Here is a 24378-nt window from a genome sequence, read left to right as displayed (position 1 = left end):
TGCGGTTGTCGTGGCCGCCATGCCCATGATTGTGAACCGGAGTAAATTCCGAAAATTTTGCATAGATACCTCGCTTTCTGACGCCTCGCTTCTCGGGCTTTCGCCCAAGCTTCCTCATTGTCGAGCGGGTGTTTGCAACAAGGCCGCATACGGATCGCTTACGCCTCAGCGGTCGGGCTCAGGGGCGGCGTAAAAACGTTGGACAAAGCGCAGACAATGGTGCCGCATTGCGGTATTTCGATCAGAAAAAGACCAAAGATGCGCTTTTCGGGGGAAACAGATAATGTCGAAACGGCTTAGACTGGTGTTGGGAACGGCCGGCGCAATTGCCGTCGCCATCGTCTGGGGGATCATCGCCACGTCGATGGGGCTGCCATCGATCCTGATAACCGTAGGAGCGGTCGCGATCGGCGCCGGCATCTACAGCTATCAAAGCCGGAGCTGATCCGGCATCCGGCGACGGCGGCTTAGCCCAAAAAATCCCACAGTCCCGGACTGCCCGCGGCAATGTTCAGTGTACGAAAATTACCAACGGCAGCGTCCTGTGGAACGTGTGGCCTCTCGAAGCTATTGTGGTGGCGGTCCGAGACACCCCCGCCTCGGGCCGTTGGCTCACCCAGCCGAGTGGTCCGCTGCTACCCAATGGCGGCGGACCGTTCACCCGCAAGACGGACCCCGGAAGACGGACATTGTGCCGAATCGAGGGAGAACCATGGTCGTTGACGAGATTGCAGCGCGGCGCCTGAAAATTCTGATCGAGCAATATATCGAGACCAGGAAGAGGCGCCACGATGAGGTTTCTACCGCAGCGGCTGAGATCGCCATCAGGGCTGTCATGCCGAATTGCCCGGTCTCCGGAAAAGCCTTGGACGACATGATTGCGGCATGTGCGTTCGAACATGGGCTGGGGGTGCTGTTCGATCGACCTGACGCATGAAGGCTAAAATTAGATAAACCGACCAACCGGAACCGGCATGCCGAGATATTTTTTTCACTTCCGAAACAATGACGGCCGCTTGACGGAAGATTTCGAGGGTCAGGAGTTGGACGGTTTGTCCGCGGCTCAGGATAACGCCATGGCTTCGGCCAAGGAAATCCTGGCCGAGGGCCTGCTCAGCGGCAGCCCGGTCCTGACAGGTCTTTCCTTCGAAATCTGCGACGAGAACCGGAAGCTGCTATTCCGATTTCCCTTCTCGGAAGCTGCCGAAAAGGCTGGCACTCGACCGTGATTGGCCAAAGGCCCGCAATGCGGGCGAGCTTTGTCGAGCCTGGCTGAAAAACCGCATGTCGCGGCAAGGCGGTCGTTGGCGCAAATCAGCACCATAAGCAAATTAGTAGCATAGCTGCCGGCACAAAGCAAGAACAAACATGGCTTGCCTTGCCGACAGGGGAACTATTTATGCTCCCGTTTGTCGGCCCAGGGCTACCGTAGCGTTCCAGGATCTCGAGGGCAGGGGACTGACCAAGGCGAGCGCGGCGAGACTGATCCGCGATCGCGACGGCCTGATCTCCCTGGTCGCCGAGTTGGGCTCTCTGACGCTCCAGGCGCGACGAGGGCGCCTGACACTTTCGACGCACATCTGCTGCGGGCATTGCCCTGCTGTGCGCAAATATGTGATGAGGAGGTGCCGCGCCATCGTTGCGGCGCGCAGATTAAGCCGGGCAGTGTGCTAACTTCCGCTGGCAATCGACCAATTTCCGGACCGGCCTGGTACGTGACCGTGATCTTGAGTCGCAGTGCATGGGAGTTCCATTCCCGATCTTGGCTTATTACGTGCACCGGAAGCGCTTCGTTGCGGGATAAGGCCATGTCCTTCAGTCGGAACTCGACGTCATTTCGCGTCTGATGACGGCAGAGTTTCTCTCTGCCGTCATCAGAACACATACCGAATGCTGGAGGATACAGGTGAAATTGAGAGACGCGGCACTTGCTGTTTTTTCAAACAAACGCCGAGGCGTGGCTTGGTATAAGATCGCACAGAAGAAGGCGGACAGATACGGCTTCTATGTCTATTCCAGCCATATGGTCTGGAAGGACCAGCCATTTTTCCGCAAGGCACTGCAGCGGGTCAAAAACATCCGCGGGATTCCAGATCCGCGAGCTTTTGTCCTGCAAAGCTGCCTACGATCGATCGAGCGGATCGACGGCGATGTGGCCGAATGCGGCGTAAGGCAAGGCCGGTCGACGATATTCATGCTGATGAGCGATCTTCGGCCACGGCACTATCACCTTTTCGACTCGTTCGCCGGCCTCTCGGAGCCGACCGCAGAGGATCGCAAGCGAAACGGCCAAACGCCGTGGAAGTCCGGCGATCTCAGCACTGACGAGAGGGTAGCCAGAGAGAATATTTCGGACTTCGGCAACACAACTTTTCATGTGGGATGGATACCGGAAACTTTTCCCAGCGTAGCCGACCGGCGTTTCGCCCTGGTCCATATTGACGTCGATCTATACGAGCCGACGCGTGACGCGCTTGCCTTCTTCTACGATCGGGTGTGCGCACATGGCATCATCATATGCGATGACTACGGCTCCGCGCTCTGTCCTGGAGCCCGAAAGGCCTTTGACCAATTCTTCGAAAACCGCCCGGAAGGCATTATCGAACTTCCAACGGGGCAGGCGATTGTCGTAAAGGCAAGCTAGTCCTGAATGGTTGCGGCGGCTCTCCATCGGATGAAGCGAGGACGTCGCCGAAAGCCATGATGGAAATCGGCAGGGCAGGGGTATCAATTCTCGCTTGATGGCACCTGAGACGGAGCAAAATAGGCATTGAAGAACTGCTCAACGATCTCGTCGACGACTGAGTTCTTTACGTGCCGCAAGTCCTCTCTGTAGCTACGAGCAAGGCCCCCATAGGTGACAAGCTCGAACGAGGGAAGATAATGGACATTGTCCCGTTCCCGGCAGACTTGACCAAGCACGGCGCGAAGAACGGACTTGCCTTCAGTGCTCGCGGTGACGACATCCGCGTCCTGAAATGTGCGCGCCAATGCAACCGGTGAGACCGTGAGAATTATCGGCGCATCGGGTTTGCGTTCACGGACCATGTCCACGGCAGCCATCACGTTGGCGTAGTTTTCCTGAAAGCTGCTGACGTGAAGCGTTGTTTCCTGCATTCCGCCGCCGCCGAGATAGAGCGGCTTCTGCGCTGCTGCTTTGCCACTGGCCTTGTTGATGAAGACCTCGGTCATTCCAAAGGTGAATATGAATGCCGTGGCGGCATCGAAGCCAGCCCGCATTTCCCGGTTTACGCTCCCGATCACCTCTTTGAGAACTTCCGGAGATTTGGCGAAAATACCGCGCCGATACGGGTCCTGAAAGCTGGCCGAGCCCCAAGGGACGCGTTTCTTGACCTGCCACCAGTCGTCGTCTGCCTGATCCCACACGCCAAGCATTTGCTCGAGCTGGAGGCGAACAGTGAAAGTGTTGTAGAAGTTCATATGTTCCTGCCGAGGCAGCTCATCTACAATGGCCTCCGCGGGGTCGAAGCTGATATTTCCGTAGGACGGGACGCATGCGATGCGTCTGTTTGTCAACGCGCGTCGAATTTCCTGCGCAAAGCAACTCCCCATCGTGAAGAATATATCGTCAGAAGTTAATACGGGGGTCTTGCGTATAGTAATGGCGCCAGAGCTTACAAAGTCGCCATACTTCGCGTTCAATTTATCCGACGCCATCAGACGGACAGGTTTGGCGTATCCGAGTCGATTGCGTATCCGAAGGTACCTTCGTTTAACTCGCTCCAGAAATGGCACAGTCGCTCCATAGTGGTCACAGCTGGCCCCAACCGCAATGCCGGACATGTAGTCCGCTTCCCGGCTAGCTGCAATCAGAAGGATTCAAGATTGACTATTCGAACGACGTCAGACCTCAGATGCGGTTCTTTTGGCGCATGTTGTCGCGGCGCAGTCTGGTTCCGCTTCACGCTTCATTGAGGCGTCTGTCGGGCTGTCCGCTGACCCCGACAGTTGTGCAGAAATCGCCTTTGGTGGATCGGCAACGCAACATGAGCCGCGCCCTTGGGACCGGGGGATCTCTCTCGCGCACGTCTGGCGTAACCCAAGGCAGACCGAGGGATTAGGGCCTACCAGAGAGGGTAATTGTCCTCCGGCTCAGCTTCCTCGTCAGCTTTTCCTCGTTTTTTTATGACCATCCGCACCAATGCTATTGCGGCTACAACCAGCAAAGCAGCGGATGTCCAAAAAAATATACTATTCATGGAAAACATTCATAGTTTTTCTCTCGTATACGTCAGTATATTAGAGGTTTCTCTTTGGAAAAGTTCAGAAGACCCTGTTCCATAATCGCGTTGGCAACAATCCTGGCAGCGGAATCCGCTCCCTTCTCGGTGAAATGCACCTCGTCGTAATAATTTCTATCCAAAGTCTCGCTGCGTTGGCAAAGGTAAGGCAACGATCCATGGAGATCAACGACCGAGGCGCCGGTTCGCTCGGCTATGTCTTCCACAATGCGTCTGTGTTCCCAAACCGCGTTTGCAGCGGGATCGTTTGGGTCTTCCTGCCGATAATTGGGGTTTACGAAGAGAACCGAGGCTCCGGCTGCCTTTGCGAGGACGACCAGTGCACTAAAGTTCGCACGAAACGCGTCTGGTGGATTGTGCGCAATGTGCTTCGAATTTCGACGTCCATCGCCTCGACGTCGAACAATGTTCCCGACATACGCGGTCGCCAGATTTTGCCGTCTTTTGAACCAACCCGAAAGCCCGCCACCTGACGGTGGCTCGAACCAGGAGCAGGAATACTGGTTGTAGTCTCGAGACAGTCCTTCCAGTCGCCGAGGATGAACATCATTGTGGGTATAGTAGTATACGATAAGATTAGGTGACAATGGTGCTACGTGGAAAAGAAGTCTCAAAACGTTCTCGACCGAGGTATATCCGCCAACTCCTGCGTTGACGATGTCAATTTCGACTCCCGGTTTCAGATCCCTCAGGTATTCGCCCAGCCGGTGCGGATAAGTACGGCTATCGTCTTCTATTCCGGTACAATAAGTAGACGATTCTCCCATACAGACAACTCTTAGACATTGCTCCGGCTTCGGCATGGCGGTTTCCGGGCCCCGGAAGCCCAGGCTATTGTGTCTCGATCTGCCGTTGCCCGAGTGCCACACAGGATTCAGCTCATATAGGGTATAGGGGTTTGGCCGAACCAAAGGTGTCGGGCAACCAGCCCATTTGGCAATCAAGCCTGGGAAACCGATCTGGAGCAGCGCCCTATCGCCTAGAAGCATAATGAGGCCTTTGCGCAAAGTGCGCCGCGCTCTCCAAAGTTGCTTTTTAACCACGTTCATCTCGACACCATGTAGCAACGCCTTTCGTGCGCGTGCTCAATCGGGCTCAAACTCACCGCGGTAGTCCATTGCGAGGGCGGAATCCTGCTTCGGCTTATGGAGAACGCAGTTACCAGCCACCAGCACGTCCAGATCCGTTCCCATGAAGCAGCGAAAAGCATCCGTCGGGGAACATACGATCGGCTCGCTGCGCACATTGAAACTGGTGTTCACCAAGACAGGACAGCCGGTAAGCGCTTCAAACCGGGTGATCAACGCGTGGTATAGCGGGTTGGTCTCGACGTGCACCGTCTGAATCCTGGCCGAATAGTCGACATGCGTGACGGCAGGAATCTCGGACCGACGGACGTTCAGCTTGTCTATTCCGAACATAGCGGCCTCGGATGCAGTCATCGCGCGGTGACGGCTCTGCTTAACCGGAGCAACGAGGAGCATATAAGGCGATTCACCCTCCAGATCGAACCAGTCCGACACATGTGCCGACAGGACTGAGGGGGCGAACGGACGAAAACTCTCGCGAAACTTGACCTTGAGATTGAGCGTCTTCTGCATATGGTCCGACCGCGGATCTGCAAGGATGGATCTGTTGCCAAGCGCCCGTGGTCCGAATTCCATCCTGCCCTGGAACCACCCCACCGCCTTGCCGTCGGCCAGCGCCGCAGCCGTGGCATCGATCAGTTGGTCGGTTGGCATGACTTCGAAAACGGCTTTGGCTCGGCTGAGTTGCGCTTCGATCTCGCTCTGACCGAATTCCGGACCGAGATAACTCCCTTTCATGGAATCTTGCTTGGCTATAACCCGCTCACCGCCGAGTTTAAGATGCCAGGCGGCGAGTGCTGCCCCAAGCGAGCCTCCTGCGTCGCCGGCTGCGGGCTGAACCCAGATTCTCTTGAAGGCACCATCTCTGAGCACTTTGCCGTTCGCCACGCAGTTAAGCGCCACACCGCCGGCCATGCACAGATTGGGAATTGCAAAATCTCGTGCCAAGCTGCGGGTCAGCCGAAGAACGATCTCATCGGCGACGGCTTGGATGGACGCGGCAACGTCCATGTGAAAATCAGTTAACGGATCGGTATCAGGGCGCCTTACCGGCTGTCCGAAGAGGCTGGCGAACCGTGCGTTCGTCATTTTCAGTCCAGTGGCATACGCGAAATAGCTTTGGTCGAGACGGAAGGTTCCGTCCTCCTTCAGGTCGACCAGCTTTTCCAGGATCAGCGATTTGAACCGAGGCACACCATAGGGGGCCAGCCCCATCACCTTGTATTCGCCACTGTTTATCTTGAAGCCGAGATAATAACAGAACGCTGCGTATAGAAGCCCGAGCGAATGCGGAAACCGCAATTCCCGCACGACATCGAGAGTTGCGCCCCTGCCGATCGCAACTGTCGTGGTTGCTTTCTCGCCAACGCCGTCGAGAGTCAAAACCACAGCTTCGTTAAAGGGCGACGGGAAAAACGCGCTGGCCGCGTGGCTCACGTGGTGTTCGGAAAAAAGGATCCGGGATGGATCCTTGAAGCCGCGGTCGATTCTGCGGAGTTCGTCGAAAATGATCCTCTTCTGAAATAATTTTCCCGTCAGCCAAGCGGGCATCGCCTTTCGGAATGAATCGAATCCGCTAGGAGCGGCGTCGAGATAGGTTTCAAGCAGACGCGAAAATTTTAGCAGCGGCTTTTCATAGAATACGACGTAGTCCACATCCTTCAGCAAGACACCGCCGGTCTGCAAAACGGACCGAATGGCGTTTGAGGGGAAGCGTTCGTCGGCTTTTCGACGGGTGAACCGCTCCTCCTGGGCCGCCGAAATGATGGCGCCGTCGACGACGAGGGAGGCCGCGCTGTCGTGGTAGAAAGCCGATATGCCCAATATATTGGTCATAATATTGTCTTCAAAACTGATTGGTCATCGAGTTCAAATCGTTCTTGGTTCTTCGTTCAATCCAAAATGTATCATTGGAATGCGTTCTTTGGAGCCGTCGGCAGATCACTCTGACCAACCGGCGTGCAAATCCGACGGGAAATACCACCCCAAAGAACGTCGATGCACACACCAAGTCGGAAAACCAACCATTGGTCGCAGCCCTCTTGGAGGGCACGTTGTGAATGTCAGACACTATTTTCGCCCACCACGAGAATGCACCCAAGCTATTGGCAAACGATTGAGCCGAAGGAACAAAGCTTGTCAAGGACGCGGCGTATCACCGAGCCGATTGAGCCCGTGCGGCAGCCTTGACGGTCGCCATTCAATGAGTCGGGTTCGGCATTGACTGCGGCTCCGAACGAAGCCACAGACATGGAATAGGATATGAACTATCGCGGATGCTCAAGCGGCGTCCCGAAATCGTGCGGGTCGGCAGAGAGCAGAGGCCCTCCGGTACCAACGCACATCGCATCGGGAAATGGAATGAGCGCAAAGAGACGAATTTCGGCGGTGCTGGCATACCCGCTGGTTAAGCGTCTGATCATCGAGAACCTGCCGCCGCACAAAACGCTGTATCTCGCCGGTTTGCTGTGTTCGATCGCCGTTGCGGCGACGACCGCCGCGTCGGCTTGGATCATGAGCACCATGGTCAATAGCATCTATGTGGAACGCAACGCTGCCGCCGCATGGGGTATCAGCGCCGTAATCATCGGCATTTTCCTGGTTAAGGGCATAGCCGCCTATTGCCAGACCATCACGACGGGAAAGATTCGCCGGGCTATCGTCTCGGACCTGCAAAACCGCCAGTTTTCTCGAATGGTGCGTTTCGACATCGGTCGTTTCGCCAATCAGCATCCGGCGAAATTCGTCTCCAAGATCATGTTCAACGCGCGCGCCGGGTCATCCGTTATTCTGACGCTCACGAGCAGCACCGTCTCCGATGTGCTGACGCTGATTGGCCTGGCAAGCGTCATGGTCAAGCAGGATCCGATGATGTCGCTGATATCCGTGGCGGTTCTGCCGCTGCTGTTCCTGTCGGTGGGCGCCATAACCAGGAAGCTCAAGGCGCTGGCAAGGGGCGAGACGGAGTTGGCTGCACTGGTCCAGTCGATCGGCACGGAAGCCGTCGAAGGTATCCGGACCATCAAGTCCTTTCAGCTCGAAGACAAGGCGGTCGCCAGCTTCGCAAAGGCCGTCGGCAAGATGGAAAGGCGCGGCATCCAGATAAACCGGACGTCAGCGTTGATGAGTCCGTTGATGGAGACCGGCGGCGGCGTGATCATCGGGCTGTTCGTCATTTATGCCAGTTGGCAGACCCTCGGCAACGGCAAGACCCCGGGCGAGTTCATGGCCTTCATAACGGCCTTTCTGCTTGCCTATGAGCCCGCCAAGCGGCTGGCCCGCGTCAATGTCGATATCCAGAAGCAGATGGTGGCGGTTGAGCAGATGTATGATTTGATCGATACGCCCGAGCAGCGACAACTCGCAACCGCCGGCGAGCGCCTCACCGATGTCGAGGGCGGTATCCGTTTTGAAGATGTGGCCTTCTCCTACGAAGGCAACAGCCCGGCGCTGCACGGCGTTTCCTTCGAGGTACGGCCCCGTGAGAAGCTGGCGATCGTCGGCCGCTCCGGCGCCGGCAAGACCACCATCGTCAATCTGATCCTGCGCCTCATTGAGCCGGACAAGGGCCGGATCCTCATCGACGGAAAGGACATTTCCAAGATCGGCCTCGCCGACGTTCGCGACAATATCGCACTGGTGTCACAGGATGTCTTCCTGTTCGAAGGCTCGATCCGCGACAACATCCGCGACGGACGCCCGGGCGCCACCGATCAGGAAATCGAGTCCGCGGCGGACCTCGCCCGGGTCACCAGCTTTTCCTCCAGCCTTGAAAACGGGCTCGACACTCTTGTCGGGCCGAGTGGCACCAACCTGTCGGGCGGGCAGAAACAACGCGTCGCCATCGCGCGCGCGCTGCTCAAGAATGCTCCGGTAATCGTCTATGATGAAGCAACGTCCGCGCTTGACGGCGAAAACGAACGGGCGGTCATGGAGGCTGCTTTCGACGATGCATTCGAGCGCACGGTGATCTGCATTGCGCACAGGCTTTCAACCATCAAGGCAGCCGATCGCATCCTGGTGTTTGACGCTGGCATTCTGGCGGACGCCGGGACTCATGACGAGCTTGCCAGGCGCAGCGAAATTTATCGCTCGATCTTTCACCTGGAGGCGTCCGGCCCGATCGTCGAGGGCAGCAAGCAGCTGCGGCAAAGCGTTTTGCGCTGACGGCGATGACCAGTTTTTATCACGGTTCCTATGTCAGGTATGTGATTGCTGGGATAGGCCTGCGATTGCGCCGATACACAAAGGCCGCGCGGACATTGTTTGCCGGCTCCAAGCCTCATTCCGTTCTTGAGCTGCAGGCCAAGGCCGACGCGCTGATCGCGCGCAGGGACTGGACAGGCCTTGAAGCAAGTATCAATGAAATGGCCATCATGGCTGACCGTTCCCGCAACGCCGAGCTGATGCAGAAGGCAGGACAGGCCTTCGAACGGCTGGGCAACTTCGCCCGGGCGGCCGAGCTACGGCTTACCGCTCGCCGGCTGCGGAAGGGGAAAAATGCCAACGAGTGGACCGGGGAGAACCTCGGTTCGGATACACTGCTGATCGATCTTGTGGAGGATGACCCGCGCAGCCTTGGCCGGGTTATCCGCCACGCGCGACTGGCCGGCGCCGCCGCTGCCTATGCGCAAAGTGCAACAATTCGGGCAGAGCCGCGGCTCATATCAATTCTGCAGCGAACGTTCCCGAAGGCGACCGTGGTCCCGGCGCAGCAGGATGTGATCGGCGACAAACATGCGACCTTCGAAGATCTCGCCTGGGTGTTCGGACGCGATGCCGAGAAACTTGCCGCCGACTTCGTGCCGCTGCGAGCAGATCCTGGGCTCGTCGAGACATTCCGCAAGCATTATCGCTCGATCACGGATCTGCCGCTGGTCGGCCTCTCCTGGGGTAGCAAATCCCACACCAAGGACGTGCCTGACTTCCCCGAATGGGCACGGTTCATCGCCCAGACACAAGCGACATTCGTTTCGCTTCAGTACGGACAGATCAAGCCGGCGCTGCGGCGCCTGCGCAATGGCAATGACGCGCGTCTTATCTATGACGACAGCGTTGACCAGATGGTCGATATGGACCGGTTCGCTGCACAGGTCGCAGCGCTCGATGCCGTCGTGACGATCAGCAACACGGCGGCTCATCTATCCGGAGCACTTGGTATTCCGACTATTTTCCTGATCGACGACAATTTTCAGACGGCGTGGCCAGTCATCGGCGATCGAACGCCCTGGTATCCGAAGGGCGTCGTCATTCGTAAGGAAGGGCGCGCGTGGTCGGTGGTGCTCGACGAGGTTGGTCAAAGACTCTCGTCGATCTTGACGACGCATTCCGACGCTGCCTGTTGAGGATCGCCGTGCCGAACAGACGATCCGTCCTTCAAAAAGCAAAAGCTGCGGACCTGCGCCCGCAAGCAGGCGCGGGCAAGCGGCTACAGACGCTTTTTGATCGAGCAAAGGAACTTCTTAAACGGCCCTCGCGTCATGCCGACGAAAGCGTCGAACGGCATATGAGGCTGATGGCGGAGAGCGTCGAGCGAAGCGACTGGAAGGCGGCCCGGGACCATGCGCTGGCACTCGGCCTGCTCGGTGAGCAGCTTGGCGATCGCGGGCTTGTCAAGAAAGCCGGGCGTGGGCTCAGACGTCTCGGCGGCGGAAACCGTGCCTGGCGGTTGATTGCGTCGAGCAAGCAAATGCCAGGCAGGCCCGAATGGGATGGCAGTGATCTTGCGGGTCGCAGGCTTGCCGTCGAGCGCCGCGAAGGCGACCTTGCGATTTTCCTTCAGTTCGCGTCGTTGCTTGGCCCGGTGGTCGCGGCTGCCGAGCGATGCATCGTCTCGGTCGAGCCGCGACTGGTGCCACTCTATCGCCGAACATATCCTGCGCTCGATCTCAGGCTGGAGGAACAGGGGGAGGTGGCGGCGGTGGACGCCGATGTCTTCGCCTGCTTCGAGACACTGGCGAAGCACTTCTGGCCGGATGAACCGGCAGCACGCGCGCCCTTCGTCCCGTTGGAGCCGGACCGCCGATTGGTCGCCGAGTTGCGCAGCACCTACCTCGATCGCGGCCCCGGTCCTCTGATCGGCTTTGCCTGGGGAAGCCTGAACAAGGCCAAGGACCTGCCGGCCCTGGACGATTGGCGGGCGTTGCTCGGCAGCCTGCCGGGACGTTTCGTCAGCCTGCAATATGGCGATGTCGGGCCGGCGCTCTCCGAGTTCGAGCACTGGGCGCCGGGACGCATCATCCATGACGCTTCCGTCGACCAGTTGTCGGATATGGACCGCTTTGCCGCGCAAATCGCTGCGCTCGATGCCGTGGTGACGATCAGCAATACCGGCGCCAATCTGGCGGGGGCGCTTGGCGTCCCAACGGTCGTCATGCTCGACGACGGGTTTCGGCTGTCGTGGCCCGCCTTCGGCGAGACCGTGGCCACATATCCAAGCGTTCGACTGGTCAGAAAAGGCGGCCAGGCATGGGCGTCCGCAATGCAGGAAGCAGGTGGACGGATCAGGCAAATCATCAGTGGAGTTGCTGATGGCCGATAGCCGATTTCTTCTCCGGTTGCGCCGCGCTATCGCGCTTGCCGGTTACAAATACAAGGTTTGGTTCCGCAGTCATCGGCGGCAGCTTTTCCTTCGCTGGCGTGACGGCGATATTGCCGATCAGATGGCGGATTATCGGCGAAGCATCGAGGCGCGCGATTGGTCGGCCGCGCTGCCGAAAGCCCTGGCGCTAGCATCGATCGCGAAGTCGAGGGGCGAGGTACATCTGCTCGACGAGCTCGGCAAGGCGCTGATGCGGATGGGCGCTTACGGACCGGCGGCCGAACTCAAGATCGCCCGGCGCCATATCGTTGAAGGCCGTGTCGAGCGTGAGTGGCTCGGCCAGGATGTCTCGGGCCAGGTACTGCTCGTCGACCTGATGGAGACCGAGAAGCAGGGGCTGGCCACCGCGATCCATCATGCGAGTTCCGTCGGCCGCGCGCTCGCCCGCGCCGCACGATTGATCGTGCTCGTCGAGCATCGGTTGGTGCCGTTGTTTCAGCGGACATTTCCCATTGCCGATGTGCGGGCTGTCGGTCCCGGGAACAAGGCCGCCTACGCCGAGGCGCAGGCCTTTGCCGGCGTCCAGCATCTGACTGCTGTGTTCGAAACCAATGAGGCGACGATCCGGGAGCATTTCGTCCCGCTTAAACCGGATCCGGCGCGGGTCGCTGAACTTCGCGCCCGCTACAGCGAGGACGGCCGGCCGCTGGTCGGCGTCGCATGGGGCAGCTCCAATCCCGGCAAGGACCTGCCGCCGCTGGCGGCGTGGCGTCCCCTGCTTGGCCGACAGGACCTTCGGTTCGTTTCGCTGCAATATGGCCGGACCGAGTCAGACCTGAAAATCTTGACCGATGGCGACCCGACACGTGTGTTGCACGACCCTACCGTGGATCAGCTTGTCGACATGGACATGTTCGCCGCGCAGGTTGCAGCGATGGACGCCGTCGTAACCATCAGCAACACCGGGGCCCACCTGGCGGGCGCCCTCGGCGTCCCGTCGGTCTTCATCCTTGGTGACGGCTTCAAACGTTCGTGGCCAGTGGAGGGCGACCGCACGCCCTACTATCCTTCGGCCGTGCTGGTCTCAAAGCGCGAACGGCCCTGGGCCGACGTGATGGACGAGGCGCGACACCACATGTGCTCACTCATCGCCTCTAGTTGACTCCGCCACGCCTGGCATCGCGAACGCACTAGGAAGGCCACAGCAGCCAAGTGGTCAAGGGCCTTTTTTTACGGCGAGAACGCTGTAAACTGCCGGCTGGCGGCTGGTTCAAGACTTGGAGGGCGATGCATATCTTTGGGTAGGTCGGGGAACAAGTCGGCTTCTCTTATCAGCGAAGACTTTGTGCAGCGGCTCCTCGCGGTGTACAGGCTTGTGCATCCAGGAAACCTGTTCAGGCGGGGGCGTATCTACGCTCGCGGCAGGGCAGAGACGAGGACGGTCTACTTCGTCCCACACAATCGCAACAATGTTCGTCTGCTGGCTGATGCCGCTCAACTTCTGGTCGACGGCGGCATTCAATGCGTATTCGCGCATATTGACGGATTGAAACGCGGCGGCGTCGCACGCCCTGAACTAAACGCCCGGGGAATGTCGCATATCAGCTTTGCTGAGCTCAAGCGGACGATCAGACCCTGCGACATGCTGGTGACTGGAAATGACTATGCACCGCAATTTTTTAGGCGGTTCATAGATTCTATCAACTTCGGAATGGTCCGTGTGGTCGGCCTCATCGGAGGTGCGAGACTGCTGCAGCCGCATCGATTTGTGAGAGCTGACTACATCCTGTCGATGGGACCGGCAGCGCTGCAGCAACGACGACAACCGACCTACATTGTCGGCTCCCCGGTAATTGAGCGTGCTGTCGAAAACGCGGGCGCCAGGCACGATGAAGGGCTTTTCGTGCTGGTGAACTTCAAGGGGGATATCGAAGACCTCGCAGACCGCCAATCGATTGAAGCGGTGGCAGCCGCATGTGCGAAACTCGGCCTTGCCCATGTCGTTAGTGTCCATCCTACGATGTTCGCAAAAGTCGACATGCCGAACAAATCGCCCGTAGACTTCGCACAACTGCTCCCGGACGCCCTGGCGCTAGTAACTCGCCCAAGCACCACGGTTTACGAAGCGATCGCCTGCGGCATTCCGGTGGTGCTCTTTCCGCTGGTTTCGCCGATGGTCGAGTTCGACAGTCCTATGGGCGCTTTCAAACCAACATGGTCGGAGCATCAACTCGTCGACGATATCCTTGCTGCGGTCAGGTCAAGACCGACCTATTTTGAGCAAAGCCGGGACTTCCTCAATGCCAATCTGTCGATTGATCCGAAGATGCCAGCTTCGCAACGGATCGCCAATGCTTTGATCGATATTTACAACCGCTGATTTTGCGCAATCAAAGTGCTCGCAATCGGAGGCCTAAGTTGAGATTGTTGTCCAACTTCTTTGCAAAAAGGCCGCCACTCCTTGTCGTCTCGTTTCCCAAGTCCGGGCGGACGTGGCTGCGCGTAATGCTTGACGATCTGGGCGTCAATGCGGCTTACACGCATGATGGTTCCGACCACAAGGAGCTGCGTGACATTGCACAGATCAGCACCGACAAATCACGCTACAAACGGCAGCGGATCCTATTTCTGACGCGAGACCCCCGCGACACTGTGGTGTCTGGATATTTTCAGGTTTGCAAACGCCATCAGCTGGGAGCAGGTCCGATAGGCGAATGTGTAAGGAGCCCCAAACACGGCGTCGAGAAGATTGCCCTTTTCAATCTGCAGTGGTTCGCAGCCGCAAGTTACATGCGAAAAATTGCGCTTCTGCGCTATGAAGATATGCAGCGGGATACAAACGACGCTTTGCGCAGTGTCGGAAACTTTGTGGGAAAGTCCTTCGACGAGTCCAACCTTGCTGATGTGGTCGTCAGTAGGTCGTTCAAACGAATGCAGCAATCTGAAATCTCAGGAGAACTGGGTGCGCGCTATGGCGGAAAATTGCGACCACGCAATCCTGACGACCCGGAAAGTTTCAAGGTTCGAAAAGGTAAGGTCGGTGGTTATTTGGACTACCTCAGCGTAGATGATGTAGCCTTCTGCGACAATGTACTTGCGCGGCTCGATTACTGGAAGCGGCTCGATGAGGCCTTCCTGCGGCATGGCATATCTTATATCGGCGACAGGGGCAGGTGTGAATTGATCCGATGCATCGGTTTGTCTGCGGATGCGGACATAGCGGCACGACGCCGATAGCTACGATTTTGCCTCATATGCCGATGCCTTTTTTGCCATCTAGGTTCTGCTCTCCGGTTCGAGAAGGCCGAGAAGCAGGTCTGGCTGGCCACAGCGATCCATCATGCGAGTTCTATCGGCCCGCGCGCTCGGCCCGGGCCGATCCCCAGATCACGGCCGCCTACGGCCGAGGTGATGGACGAGGCGGAGAAGAACATGAGGCGCCTGCTCGAGGCCGCTCGAGCCTGACCGTACAAATCAGCAGGGCGGTTGAGCATCCAGGCAGTTTCCTATACTGGTCTGGCCCGGCTGGCGGAGCCGGCAAAAAGCTTTCGAACCGAAGATCTTCCTGCGGAGCCAATGATGTGCGGATTGTTCGGCGTCTATCGTGCCGAGGGCTTTTCGCCCGACGATATCCATCGTGCCGACCAGGCCCGCGACACGCTTGTGCACCGCGGCCCGAATTATGGCGGCGCACGTGTCACCAGCGATCTCTATCACGGGTTTCGGCGCCTCAGCATTATCGACCTCTCGGCGGCAGGCAATCAGCCCATGGTCAGCGCCGACGGGAAGTTCGCGATCACGGTCAATGGTGAGATCTACAACTATCGCGAGCTCCGCGCCGATCTGATTGCCAAAGGCTGCGTATTCACCTCGCAGTCCGATTCCGAAGTTGTGCTGCATGGCTATCGGGTGTGGGGGCTCGAAGGGCTCTGCGAGAAGCTGGACGGCATGTATGCGGCCGTGATCCATGACGGGGAACGCCGCAAGCTGCATGCGATCCGCGACCGGCCGGGCATGAAGCCGTTCTTCTACTTCCATTCGGGACGCCGATTTGCCTGGGCGTCGGAACTGAAAGCGCTGCAGACCTGGCTCGGCGACGATCTGCCGCCGATCGACGAGACGGCTGTCCTGGACTATCTCGCATGCCGCTATATTCCAGCGCCCAAAAGCCTTTACCGCAATATCTTCAAACTTCCGGCCGCAAGTCGGCTGACATTCGATCTGGAAACCGGCCGCGTCGATGTCGGGCGTTACTGGACCATGCCTACCGAACTCCGCTCGGACAATGACGACCGCCTGGCCGACGGGCTGCGGGACCGCATGCAGGCGAGCGTTGCCGCTCACATGGTGAGCGATGTGCCGGTCGGCTATTTTCTCAGTGGCGGCATAGACTCGGCGGTTGTCCTGTCGCATGCCGTTGCGGTGAACCCCACGGCAAAGGCGTTTTCGATCGGCTTCGAAGATCCGAGATTTGACGAGAGCGCGCAGGCGGCCAAGGTCGCGGCGCTGTTCGGCGCCGAACACGCGATCCGGATCCTGCAGCCGACAGAGCTCGATGACGTCTTCGACCGCACGCGGGAATGGTATGACGAGCCGCTTTCCGACAAGGCCGCCATCCCGGCGTTTCGTGTCTGCGAATTTGCCAGCCGCGACAGGACCGTCGTGCTGACGGGCGATGGCGGGGACGAGCTTTTCGGCGGCTATCGCTCATACAAGCGGTTTAGCGGCATTCGCAGGAAGCAACGTTTCGTCCCGTTCGGTTCACAGAGCGGGTGGCGCCTGAAGGACCGCAATTTGCGCCTGATCACCACGCGTGACCCGGTCGAGCTCTCCATCGCCATTGGCTCCGGCAGAACGAGATGGCAGCGCGACGTCTATCGCGAACGCCTTGCCATCGCTGCTGACTATGATGAACTCGCCCATCTCAGGGCGTGGTGGAAGCCGGAACTCGGACCGTTGCGCAGCCTGCAATATCTCGATTTTCATACCAGTCTGCCCAACAATATCCTGACCAAGGTCGATCGGTTGAGCATGTCGGTTTCGCTCGAAGCGCGTATCCCGTTCCTGTCGCGAACGATGATCGAATATGCGTTCAGCCTGCCGGAGTCGTTTCTTTACAAGGATGGCCAGCTTAAGGGCGGGCTTAAATACGCATATCGCAATGTTTTGCCGGCAAGCACGCTCAAACGTAAGAAGCAGGGATTTGGTCTTCCACAAAGCTGGAAGCGAACGGCCGTGGCTTCGCAATCCGAGGAAAGCTATCAGGAGGCGGTATTGTCCGGTTTCCTGAAAGGCGCCAAGTTTTCGAATGCCTCCGCATAGCCACCCTCAAGGCTGCCAGCATTTCTTTTTTGCCGTGACGGAGCGGGGTCGGGCCATGGGAGCACTGCCGACATGGTGATGCGGACCGGATTCATATGCGGCTGCGGTCATAGCGGCACGACGTTGATCGCGACGATCCTCGCAGCCCATCCCGACGTCTACCTGCCGTTCCAGGAAACCAATGTCTTCTTCAAATGGACGCCGCTGGCGATGTTTCGCTATTGGAAGCTGAAGCGCGCGGCGCGCGGTGCCGGAAAGACCTTGCTGCTTGAAAAAACGCCGCGGCATATCCGTCGCGTCGGCCGTATTCGCCGCCTCGTGCCCGGGGCGCGTTTCGTGATGCCGGTGCGGGACGGGCGCGACGTCGTGGCGTCATTGGCCAAGCGTCTTGGCGATCCAAGGGAGGCGCTCGACCGCTGGATCGGCGACAATGCGCTCGTTCTCGCCGAACAAGGACAGCCGGATGTACTGATCTATCGCTACGAGGATCTGGTCGAGGATCCGGCCAAGATCGTCGAGCGCATCTGCGGCTTTCTCAACCTGCCCTTCAGCCCGGACCTGCTCGACTATCACAGGAAGCCGCAGCAATGGTTCAAGCCGGCCGAAGTCGAACTTGAGAAGCAACATACTGCACTCCGCAACCAGCAGGTCAATCAGCCGATCTATGACGGGCGCGGACGATGGAAGACCGACCTTGGTCAGCAGGAATTGGCGGAGCTTACCGAGGGCCGTGGGAAGCCCCTGATGCAGGCTTTCGGGTACCTTTGAGCGATACGCCCGATATTTTCACTCTGGAAGCGCGCGCGGATAGCCAAACTGATCGAAGTCGCGCTCATATGCGCGATAGATGGAATCCGCCAGTTCTGGCGTGAAGTAGTCGGCAAGCCTGCGACGCGAGGAGGTGTGCAGGGGCGGCATCGCCGCGCGCCGCATATCGTCGCCTGCACCGACATGATCGAGAACCCGTTCGAAATCCTTTGCGAAAGTCTCGGTCTTGCCGATGAGGTCGAACGCAACTCCTGGAACTTCGACAATGTCGCTTTGCCTCTGCCAATGTTTGTCGATGCGCCATGTGGACGTCTTGCAGGCAAAGGCGACGAAATCTGCAAAGGACAGGCTCTTGTCAGCGCCGACAGGCAGCGCCGGATCGGCCCGTTCGCGGTGGGCCAGATAGACCTCGACCCTGCCATAGCCAGGCACAAGGGGACGGTCGCGATATTGGTCGGCCCAGCACGACAACAGCCTGGTGTAGGGATTGCGAACGAAGGTAAATCGCAAGGCTTCAGCACTTGTCGCCATGTGGTGGAACTGCACGATGCCATGGCGAGGCGCCTGCAACCGTGACGCCTTTCGGTTGTGGACCTTCCAGTTCTGGTCGCTGCGCCACCCCGACACGGTGTCGTTGCCGATCATGGCTGCAAGGTTGCTTCGAATGCGGCTGCTGGCCGCCTTCGGCGTTGCCAGGTACAGGATCTTGAGTTGCGGGACCACGTCGATCAAGTCGTCCGGCAGGTATGCGGTTGCCACGGCCCTGCGGTAGAAGGCGAGGGCTTCCGGATGCGCCCAGGCAAGAAACGGCTCCCTGACTACGTCGCGAAGGCTTTGCAGCCGTGGCCGCAACGAGCGCTCGAGGCGACGGAATGCGCCGAGCTGGGGTTTGCCCGGCACGACATTATCGGGCGAAACATGGCTGGTCGTCATCGGCAAAAACCCTCGCCTTGAAATCAGTCTACCTGTCGTGGCATAGGCCTGTAAGCAGGCAGACTGTCTTTACCGCATTGCCCTATCCAAGGCTGGCTTACGGCGCTTAATAGACCGCGAAGAAACTCCCGCCAAGTTCGAAAGCTCAATTGAGGTGGATAGAGGCATCGCGCGTCGCACGGGCTTGTCACAGCACGACCAACGCTTCCGGCCCTGGTGCAGGACAATGATCGCCTTTTGTGCTGCGATGTTTTTCCGGGGGTGGGAAGGCGTTAGACAACGCAAATGTTCCGCCAAATTTTTTACATTCAATCTCTAACTTGGCAGCGTCGACAGACTTACGCTATACGCCGCGGTGGGCACGGTAAACGGGGGACGAAACCACTCACGGATCGAGCTCGAATGTGCTGAAACGATTTCGGAAAATCAAAACAAAGGTTGGCCGAACGGTCGCCAAAAGGACCATACCGGCTTCTCCGTTTTACAAGCGATACCCGTATGGCGGCAAATTGACGATACTGACCGCCGATCGGCAAGGATTGTTTGATCCCGATCACGGATTTTTCTACAATCGCATTGCGAAGTCGGCCAACTCTACGGTCACAATAAACTTGGCCCAGCTTAAATTTCGCGAAAAGTTCCAGCTCGCCGGCGCGAAGAAACAATTGCTGCAGAGCGACACCCTGTTGCGTCCGTCGCAATTGACCGTCGATCAGGTTGATTCGATTTCGAACGTGTTCGCGTTCACGTTTGTGCGGAATCCCTACAGCCGCGTGCTGTCGGCCTATTTGGATAAGGTCGCGACGGGAAAGAAAAACATCGGTAAGCGCGGCAATATCCCGACTTTCTGTGAATTTTGTGATCTCCTGGAAGATGGCTGGCTGTATGCGGACCTCCATTGGGCTCCGCAGACATCGTCGCTTGTCATGCCCACGTCCGAGTTTGATTTTATCGGTCGTGTCGAAAATTTCGCCGAGGACTTCCAAAAGGTGTGGGATCGGATCAGTGGCGGCAGGCAAATCAGCAACACCATCCACCGCAGCCAAAGCCGAACGGATGCGACGAGCAAGGCCGACGATTACTATGATAAGAGATCGCGCGGGATCGTCTCTAGCCTCTATGCCGAGGATTTTGAGGCTTTCGGCTACTGACGGCAATGCGCGGCTTCTGCTCGGCGGCGCACAGTCTACCTCAGGAAAACGACACTCCAGTCGATCATGTGCAAATCTTCACGGCGTAGCGAGGTCAAATGGCTCTGTCTCAGCATGATCGGCAGGTCCAAGCCGAACCGACAGTGCCGATCCTGTTCGTGCGCCAGCGTTATGCGCCTTTCGGTGGAGGCGAGATCATGCTGGAAAACATCATGGCCGCGTTCGCGGCGCGTCAGCGGCCGGTGGCCGTGCTCTCCGGCGACTGGCCGCGTAATGAAGGGATAGAGTTCATCCATTGCGCCGGCCGCCGCTTTCCGCGTTCGCTGCGGGCGACGTCCTTTGCTCAAGCCGCCTGCCGCAAGATCGCCGAGATGCCACGGGCGCTGGTGCAGAGCAACGATCGCCTCCCGTGCTGCGATGTCTTCCGGGCCGGGGAGGGCGTTCATGCCGCCTATCTTGCCGAGCGGCGGCGTTTCCAGACGCGGCTTGGCAGGGCGGCAATGGCGCTGAGCCCTTTTCACCGCCAGACGCTGCGCCTCGAGCGCGCAACCTATGCCAGCCCACGGCTCAAAGCTGTCATTGCGATTTCGAAAATGGTCGCAGACGACATTGTCCGTCACTACGATTATCCGGCGGAAAATGTGCACCATATCCCCAACGGCGTGGACCTCGACCGCTTCAATCCGCAACTGCGCCAACAGCATCGGACCGCGGTCCGCGCGCGGCTCGACGTCGACGATAACAGGTCGGTCGTCCTGTTTGTCGGCTCGGGCTTTGCGCGAAAGGGGCTTCTTGCACTGATGAGGGCTGTCGCCAGGCTCGATGGCGAGCCGGAATTGTGGGTCGTCGGCCACGATTCGCGCGCCAACGCCTTCAGGCAGGCTGGTGACAGGCTGGGTCTCGGCGCAAGGCTCAAGATGCTGGGGCCGCAAAAGGACATGTTGCCGTGGTACGGCGCGGCCGATATTGCCGTGCTGCCTTCCATCTATGATCCTTTCGGCACAGTGGTGATCGAGGCCATGGCCAGCGGCTTGCCCGCTGTGGTAAGCACCGGCTGCGGAGCGCGCGAGCTTGTCGAGCGGTTCGAGCCGACGCTTGTTTGCGACGCGGCCAGCGAAAGCGACCTCGCTGCAGGGCTCGCGCACGCGCTGCAGTTGTCGTCACGATGTGAGACCGCGACCCGGGTGAGAGCGGCGGCCGAGCATTATGATTTCAACGTCATGATAAAGCGAATGATGGCGCTGTATGAAAGCCTTGATCTGAAATGATTTTCGACTTTGTTGGATTAGGTTAGTACCCTCAGTGCGCTAACAGGCCGGGAGCCGATGCTGCAGATACATTCGAATGACAGCGGCAGCTTTGATGCCGGAACCTTCTGACCGTGCCGGTGCTCTCGGTCGTTATCATCACCCGCAATGAGGAGGCGTCCATCGCGCGCTGCCTTCGTTCGGTGGATTTTGCCGACGAAATCGTCGTTCTAGACAATGACAGCAGCGACAGAACCAGGGACATTGCCGGTGATCTCGGAGCCAAGGTTTTGATGACCCTTGATTGGCCCGGTTTCGGCGCGCAAAAAAACCGTGCGTTTGCCGCGGCAACGGGGGATTGGATCCTTTCGCTGGATGCCGATGAGTGGGTGGAGGCGCCGCTCGGTGCGGAAATCAGAGCCGCAATCGCCGACCCAAAAGGCTATGACGGCTTCGAAATACCGAGAAGATCGCGCTTTTGCGGGCATATTGTCCGCCATGGCGGCTGGTCACCCGATCTGGTGCTCAGGCTATTTCGTCGCCGCTCCGGGCGCTTCAGCGACGATACCGTGCACGAGAAAGTAGTGGTGAACGGGAAGGTCGGGCGATTGTCCCAGCCGATCGAGCACGACTCCATCGCCGACCTGGCGGATGCCCACGACAAGATTGGCCGGTACGCCGAAGCGTCCGCCGCGCGGCTGCTTGCCGAGGGCAAAAAAAGCTCGATAGGCAAGGCGGTTTTGCGCTCTGTCTGGGCTTATATGCGCAGCTATGTTTTCCGGCTGGGATTTCTGGACGGTTCCACTGGGGCGATGGTTGCCGCTTATTCCGCCAGCTACACCTATCAGAAATGGGCGCGTGTGGCATTGGGGAGCGAGGCCAATTCCACCCGAACCAGCAAGACCGAGGCCAGGACAAATCTGTGAGAAACCGGCTTGCGCGACCGCCATTGTTGCCGAGCCATCGCCAACTAGTTAGTGTACGACCGTTAAAATCGAAAGCCAGGGTAGTGAATATGACTGATGCGTTTAGGGTATTTATCGGATGGGACAGCCGTGAGCCGATCGCGTACGACGTCGCGCGCCACTCGCTGCTCAAACATGCGTCGGCGCCTGTCTCCGTCATTCCGATCAAGCAGGACGAGATGCGTAGCCGCGGGCTGTACTGGCGGGAAAAAGACCCGCTCGCCTCAACGGAGTTCACCTACACGCGCTTTCTGACGCCCTTTCTCGCCGGCTACACGGGTTGGGCCCTGTTTTGCGATTGCGATTTCCTGTGGCTCGGTGACGTCGCAGGCCTGCTGAAGTATACGGACTCGGAAAAGGCGGTCTATTGCGTCCAGCATGACTATACGCCGAAGGCCACGACCAAGATGGATGGCGTGGTCCAGACATCCTATCCTCGGAAAAACTGGTCGTCGTTGATGCTGTTCAATTGCGCGCATCCCTCGGTCAAATCGCTCACGCCAGAGGTCGTGAACCAGGAAAGTGGCGCCTATCTTCACCGAATGCAGTGGGTTGCCGACGAAGATCTGGGCTCATTGCCGGTAGAGTGGAATTGGCTCGAAGGCTGGAACGAAAAGCCTGCTGTCGGCACACCTAAGGCGGTCCACTATACGAGCGGCGGCCCGTGGTTTGCCGAGTGGCAGAATGTCGACTATGCCGATTTGTGGATAGCAGAACGCGACGAATTCCTGGCTTCAGATCAAGCACAATCTTCTCAGAGCGCAGTTCGATAAGCGCCATCGTGTTTGGCAGGTGAGCGCTTCCGAAGTGGAATCGATTTCGTGTCGCGAAGAGCGCAGCAACCAGCCGTCAGACGCTGGGCGTCGACAACAATGCGTGGTGCCGCCTTGGGGCGGGACCGGGGGCGGATTGTGCCTAAATCTGGCGGTTCCGGCCGGATAAGATGCCGCACCAGGTAAGGATCAGCTCGCGGCAATATGATCGGTCTGGGGTCCGTCAGCTCTTTCATCGGCCTAGCCGGCACGCGAAAGTCGACCATGCCGTCATTGCGAAGACGCCTCGATCGTTTTTTGGAAAACCGCGGGCCTAAAATACCGCGGCTGCAGCTGAACCATGTCGAGCGCCTGGCGCTGGTCCGTCGCCATGGTGATTTTTCCCTTGCCTATTCGGCCGCCGTGCAGAAGGGGCTTCATTACTTCGGCGATGCCCAGGGCTACATCGCTTACGGCAGCAAAACGCGACATCATTTCGCGCTCGGTGACCCAATGGCTGCCCCGGCCGATCGGCGCGACTATATCAAACGTTTCGTCGAGGTTGCAGGCAGCCCGTGGTTCGTGCAGATCGGCGAACAGACGGCGCGCGTGCTTGCCGGGCTTGGCTATCAGGTCAACCGCCTTGGCGTCGACACCAGGCTTGTCCTGCCCGGCCACGACTTTTCCGGAAGGCGCAATGAGACAGTGCGCTATTCCGAACGTTGGCTCTTGAGGAAGGGGTTTTCCTTTGCGGAGGACAACGGGACCGTCTTCCTCGACGAGATTGCCAGGCTCTCCCAGAACTGGCGGGCAGACCGCATCGTCAAGCGCTGGGAGATGAGGTTTCTCAACAGGCCCTTTGCCGATCACCTTGGCATCGACATGCGCCGCTTCGTCCTGCACGGTCCGGATGGAGAGCTCGTGGCCTTGCTGGATTTCGATCCGCTGTTCAGTGACGGCAAGGTCATCGGCTACACCACCTCGTTCAAGCGCAAGCACATCGATGCCTCGGCGCATGCCGAGATCGGCCTGACCAAATTTGCGGTCGACCGCTTTCGCAACGAAGGTGTTTCCGTCGTTACCCTCGGCCTGTCGCCGCTGGTCGAAATCGGACCCAGCGGGTTTGTCGAAAGCGATTTCTGGCGGTGCGCTTTCCAGCGCGCCTATGAATCGCCGTGGGTCAATCGCACCCGCTTCAACCTGCAGGGGCAGGCGGCCTTCAAGCGCCGGTTCCACGGTGTCGAAGAGCCGACCTATCTCGCCTTTCGCAAGGGGACCTTTTTCGAGGCGCTTTCTCTGCTCCGGCTGATCAGGGCCGTCTAGTGCCTGGTGGATGGGGCTCGTCGTCT

21 protein-coding genes are annotated in these 24378 nt (G+C 58.6%); 17 read left to right on the top strand and 4 right to left on the bottom strand.

The features are described from left to right. The first annotated feature begins 283 nt into the window (after positions 1-283). The 4 genes from X760_RS76185 to X760_RS47110 all read left to right on the top strand — a co-directional run bounded on the left by X760_RS76185 (position 284) and on the right by X760_RS47110 (position 2644). Positions 284-445, top strand: a complete 162-nt coding sequence (locus X760_RS76185; protein WP_023717698.1) for a hypothetical protein — start codon at positions 284-286, stop codon at positions 443-445. Positions 446-712: 267 nt separating this feature from the next. Beyond that, positions 713-937 (top strand): hypothetical protein, encoded by a 225-nt coding sequence (locus X760_RS47120; RefSeq protein ID WP_023717697.1) that lies wholly within the window; start codon positions 713-715, stop codon positions 935-937. Between the two features lie 139 nt (positions 938-1076). Continuing rightward, positions 1077-1229 (top strand): hypothetical protein, encoded by a 153-nt coding sequence (locus X760_RS77135; protein ID WP_198030464.1) that lies wholly within the window; start codon positions 1077-1079, stop codon positions 1227-1229. A 683-nt stretch (positions 1230-1912) separates the two neighbouring features. Beyond that, positions 1913-2644 carry a TylF/MycF/NovP-related O-methyltransferase gene (locus X760_RS47110; RefSeq protein WP_198030463.1) on the top strand — a complete coding sequence of 244 codons (732 nt, stop codon included), beginning with the start codon at positions 1913-1915 and terminating at the stop codon, positions 2642-2644. 83 nt (positions 2645-2727) lie between these two features. On the opposite strand, the gene X760_RS47105 is transcribed toward X760_RS47110, so the two are convergent. From X760_RS47105 to X760_RS47095, 3 genes are all read right to left on the bottom strand, one after another. Continuing rightward, positions 2728-3804: a GSCFA domain-containing protein gene (locus X760_RS47105; RefSeq protein WP_084642470.1), complete on the bottom strand. Its 1077-nt coding sequence runs from the start codon at positions 3802-3804 to the stop codon at positions 2728-2730. 448 nt (positions 3805-4252) lie between these two features. After that, entirely contained in the window at positions 4253-5065 is an 813-nt protein-coding gene (locus X760_RS74415) for an SGNH/GDSL hydrolase family protein (RefSeq protein WP_198030462.1), read from the bottom strand. Between the two features lie 282 nt (positions 5066-5347). Continuing rightward, complete coding sequence (locus tag X760_RS47095; protein ID WP_031193594.1) at positions 5348-7186, bottom strand: carbamoyltransferase; 1839 nt, start codon at positions 7184-7186, stop codon at positions 5348-5350. Between the two features lie 525 nt (positions 7187-7711). Here X760_RS47095 and X760_RS47090 point away from each other — a divergent pair. The 8 genes from X760_RS47090 (at position 7712) to X760_RS47055 (ending at position 17981) form a co-directional block, all read left to right on the top strand. Continuing rightward, positions 7712-9517: an ABC transporter ATP-binding protein gene (locus X760_RS47090; RefSeq protein ID WP_051409617.1), complete on the top strand. Its 1806-nt coding sequence runs from the start codon at positions 7712-7714 to the stop codon at positions 9515-9517. A 65-nt stretch (positions 9518-9582) separates the two neighbouring features. Continuing rightward, positions 9583-10695, top strand: a complete 1113-nt coding sequence (locus X760_RS47085) for a hypothetical protein (RefSeq protein WP_156948029.1) — start codon at positions 9583-9585, stop codon at positions 10693-10695. A 161-nt stretch (positions 10696-10856) separates the two neighbouring features. Next, the gene (locus X760_RS47080; protein ID WP_156948028.1) at positions 10857-11891 is read left to right on the top strand and encodes a hypothetical protein; all 1035 of its coding nucleotides are present in this window, start codon (positions 10857-10859) and stop codon (positions 11889-11891) included. Beyond that, the gene (locus X760_RS47075; RefSeq protein ID WP_023717688.1) at positions 11881-13053 is read left to right on the top strand and encodes a hypothetical protein; all 1173 of its coding nucleotides are present in this window, start codon (positions 11881-11883) and stop codon (positions 13051-13053) included. Before X760_RS47080 ends, X760_RS47075 begins: the two co-directional genes overlap by 11 nt. Positions 13054-13254: 201 nt before the next feature. Further along, the gene (locus X760_RS47070) at positions 13255-14271 is read left to right on the top strand and encodes a hypothetical protein (RefSeq protein ID WP_156948027.1); all 1017 of its coding nucleotides are present in this window, start codon (positions 13255-13257) and stop codon (positions 14269-14271) included. A 125-nt stretch (positions 14272-14396) separates the two neighbouring features. Beyond that, positions 14397-15128: a sulfotransferase domain-containing protein gene (locus X760_RS47065; protein WP_031193588.1), complete on the top strand. Its 732-nt coding sequence runs from the start codon at positions 14397-14399 to the stop codon at positions 15126-15128. A gap of 342 nt (positions 15129-15470) precedes the next feature. Next, entirely contained in the window at positions 15471-17213 is a 1743-nt protein-coding gene (gene asnB, locus X760_RS47060; protein ID WP_198030461.1) for an asparagine synthase (glutamine-hydrolyzing), read from the top strand. 72 nt (positions 17214-17285) lie between these two features. Beyond that, positions 17286-17981, top strand: a complete 696-nt coding sequence (locus tag X760_RS47055) for a sulfotransferase (RefSeq protein ID WP_023717684.1) — start codon at positions 17286-17288, stop codon at positions 17979-17981. A gap of 18 nt (positions 17982-17999) precedes the next feature. Here the strand turns inward: X760_RS47055 and X760_RS47050 are convergent, their stop codons facing one another. After that, positions 18000-18914, bottom strand: coding sequence for a sulfotransferase family protein (locus tag X760_RS47050; protein ID WP_023717683.1), 915 nt, complete (start codon positions 18912-18914; stop codon positions 18000-18002). 509 nt (positions 18915-19423) lie between these two features. Here X760_RS47050 and X760_RS73625 point away from each other — a divergent pair. The 5 genes from X760_RS73625 to X760_RS47025 all read left to right on the top strand — a co-directional run bounded on the left by X760_RS73625 (position 19424) and on the right by X760_RS47025 (position 24352). Continuing rightward, complete coding sequence (locus tag X760_RS73625; protein ID WP_023717682.1) at positions 19424-20065, top strand: sulfotransferase family protein; 642 nt, start codon at positions 19424-19426, stop codon at positions 20063-20065. Positions 20066-20163: 98 nt separating this feature from the next. Then, a complete protein-coding gene (locus X760_RS47040) occupies positions 20164-21333 on the top strand; it encodes a glycosyltransferase family 4 protein (RefSeq protein ID WP_051409615.1) in 1170 nt (389 codons plus the stop codon). A gap of 113 nt (positions 21334-21446) precedes the next feature. Then, complete coding sequence (locus tag X760_RS47035; RefSeq protein ID WP_023717680.1) at positions 21447-22238, top strand: glycosyltransferase family 2 protein; 792 nt, start codon at positions 21447-21449, stop codon at positions 22236-22238. Between the two features lie 89 nt (positions 22239-22327). Next, positions 22328-23050, top strand: coding sequence for an LPS glycosyltransferase (locus X760_RS47030; RefSeq protein WP_023717679.1), 723 nt, complete (start codon positions 22328-22330; stop codon positions 23048-23050). Between the two features lie 264 nt (positions 23051-23314). Beyond that, on the top strand, positions 23315-24352 hold the full coding sequence (locus X760_RS47025) for a phosphatidylglycerol lysyltransferase domain-containing protein (RefSeq protein WP_023717678.1): 1038 nt from the start codon (positions 23315-23317) through the stop codon (positions 24350-24352). Positions 24353-24378: the final 26 nt, after the last annotated feature.

The sequence above is a fragment of the Mesorhizobium sp. LSHC420B00 genome, assembly GCF_000503055.1.
GTDB lineage: Bacteria > Pseudomonadota > Alphaproteobacteria > Rhizobiales > Rhizobiaceae > Mesorhizobium.
This window is presented reverse-complemented; position numbering and strand designations above follow the sequence as displayed.

Excerpts from the sequence above, each read along its gene's own strand:
- X760_RS76185 (WP_023717698.1), top strand. The coding sequence starts at position 284 with ATGTCGAAACGGCTTAGACTGGTGTTGGGAACGGCCGGCGCAATTGCC.
- X760_RS47120 (WP_023717697.1), top strand. The coding sequence starts at position 713 with ATGGTCGTTGACGAGATTGCAGCGCGGCGCCTGAAAATTCTGATCGAG.
- X760_RS77135 (WP_198030464.1), top strand. The coding sequence starts at position 1,077 with ATGGCTTCGGCCAAGGAAATCCTGGCCGAGGGCCTGCTCAGCGGCAGC.
- X760_RS47105 (WP_084642470.1), bottom strand. The coding sequence starts at position 3,804 with ATGTCCGGCATTGCGGTTGGGGCCAGCTGTGACCACTATGGAGCGACT.
- X760_RS74415 (WP_198030462.1), bottom strand. The coding sequence starts at position 5,065 with ATGCCGAAGCCGGAGCAATGTCTAAGAGTTGTCTGTATGGGAGAATCG.
- X760_RS47095 (WP_031193594.1), bottom strand. The coding sequence starts at position 7,186 with ATGACCAATATATTGGGCATATCGGCTTTCTACCACGACAGCGCGGCC.
- X760_RS47090 (WP_051409617.1), top strand. The coding sequence starts at position 7,712 with ATGAGCGCAAAGAGACGAATTTCGGCGGTGCTGGCATACCCGCTGGTT.
- X760_RS47080 (WP_156948028.1), top strand. The coding sequence starts at position 10,857 with ATGAGGCTGATGGCGGAGAGCGTCGAGCGAAGCGACTGGAAGGCGGCC.
- X760_RS47075 (WP_023717688.1), top strand. The coding sequence starts at position 11,881 with ATGGCCGATAGCCGATTTCTTCTCCGGTTGCGCCGCGCTATCGCGCTT.
- X760_RS47065 (WP_031193588.1), top strand. The coding sequence starts at position 14,397 with ATGCTTGACGATCTGGGCGTCAATGCGGCTTACACGCATGATGGTTCC.
- asnB (WP_198030461.1), top strand. The coding sequence starts at position 15,471 with ATGTGCGGATTGTTCGGCGTCTATCGTGCCGAGGGCTTTTCGCCCGAC.
- X760_RS47055 (WP_023717684.1), top strand. The coding sequence starts at position 17,286 with ATGGTGATGCGGACCGGATTCATATGCGGCTGCGGTCATAGCGGCACG.
- X760_RS47050 (WP_023717683.1), bottom strand. The coding sequence starts at position 18,914 with ATGACGACCAGCCATGTTTCGCCCGATAATGTCGTGCCGGGCAAACCC.
- X760_RS47040 (WP_051409615.1), top strand. The coding sequence starts at position 20,164 with ATGGCTCTGTCTCAGCATGATCGGCAGGTCCAAGCCGAACCGACAGTG.
- X760_RS47030 (WP_023717679.1), top strand. The coding sequence starts at position 22,328 with ATGACTGATGCGTTTAGGGTATTTATCGGATGGGACAGCCGTGAGCCG.
- X760_RS47025 (WP_023717678.1), top strand. The coding sequence starts at position 23,315 with ATGCCGTCATTGCGAAGACGCCTCGATCGTTTTTTGGAAAACCGCGGG.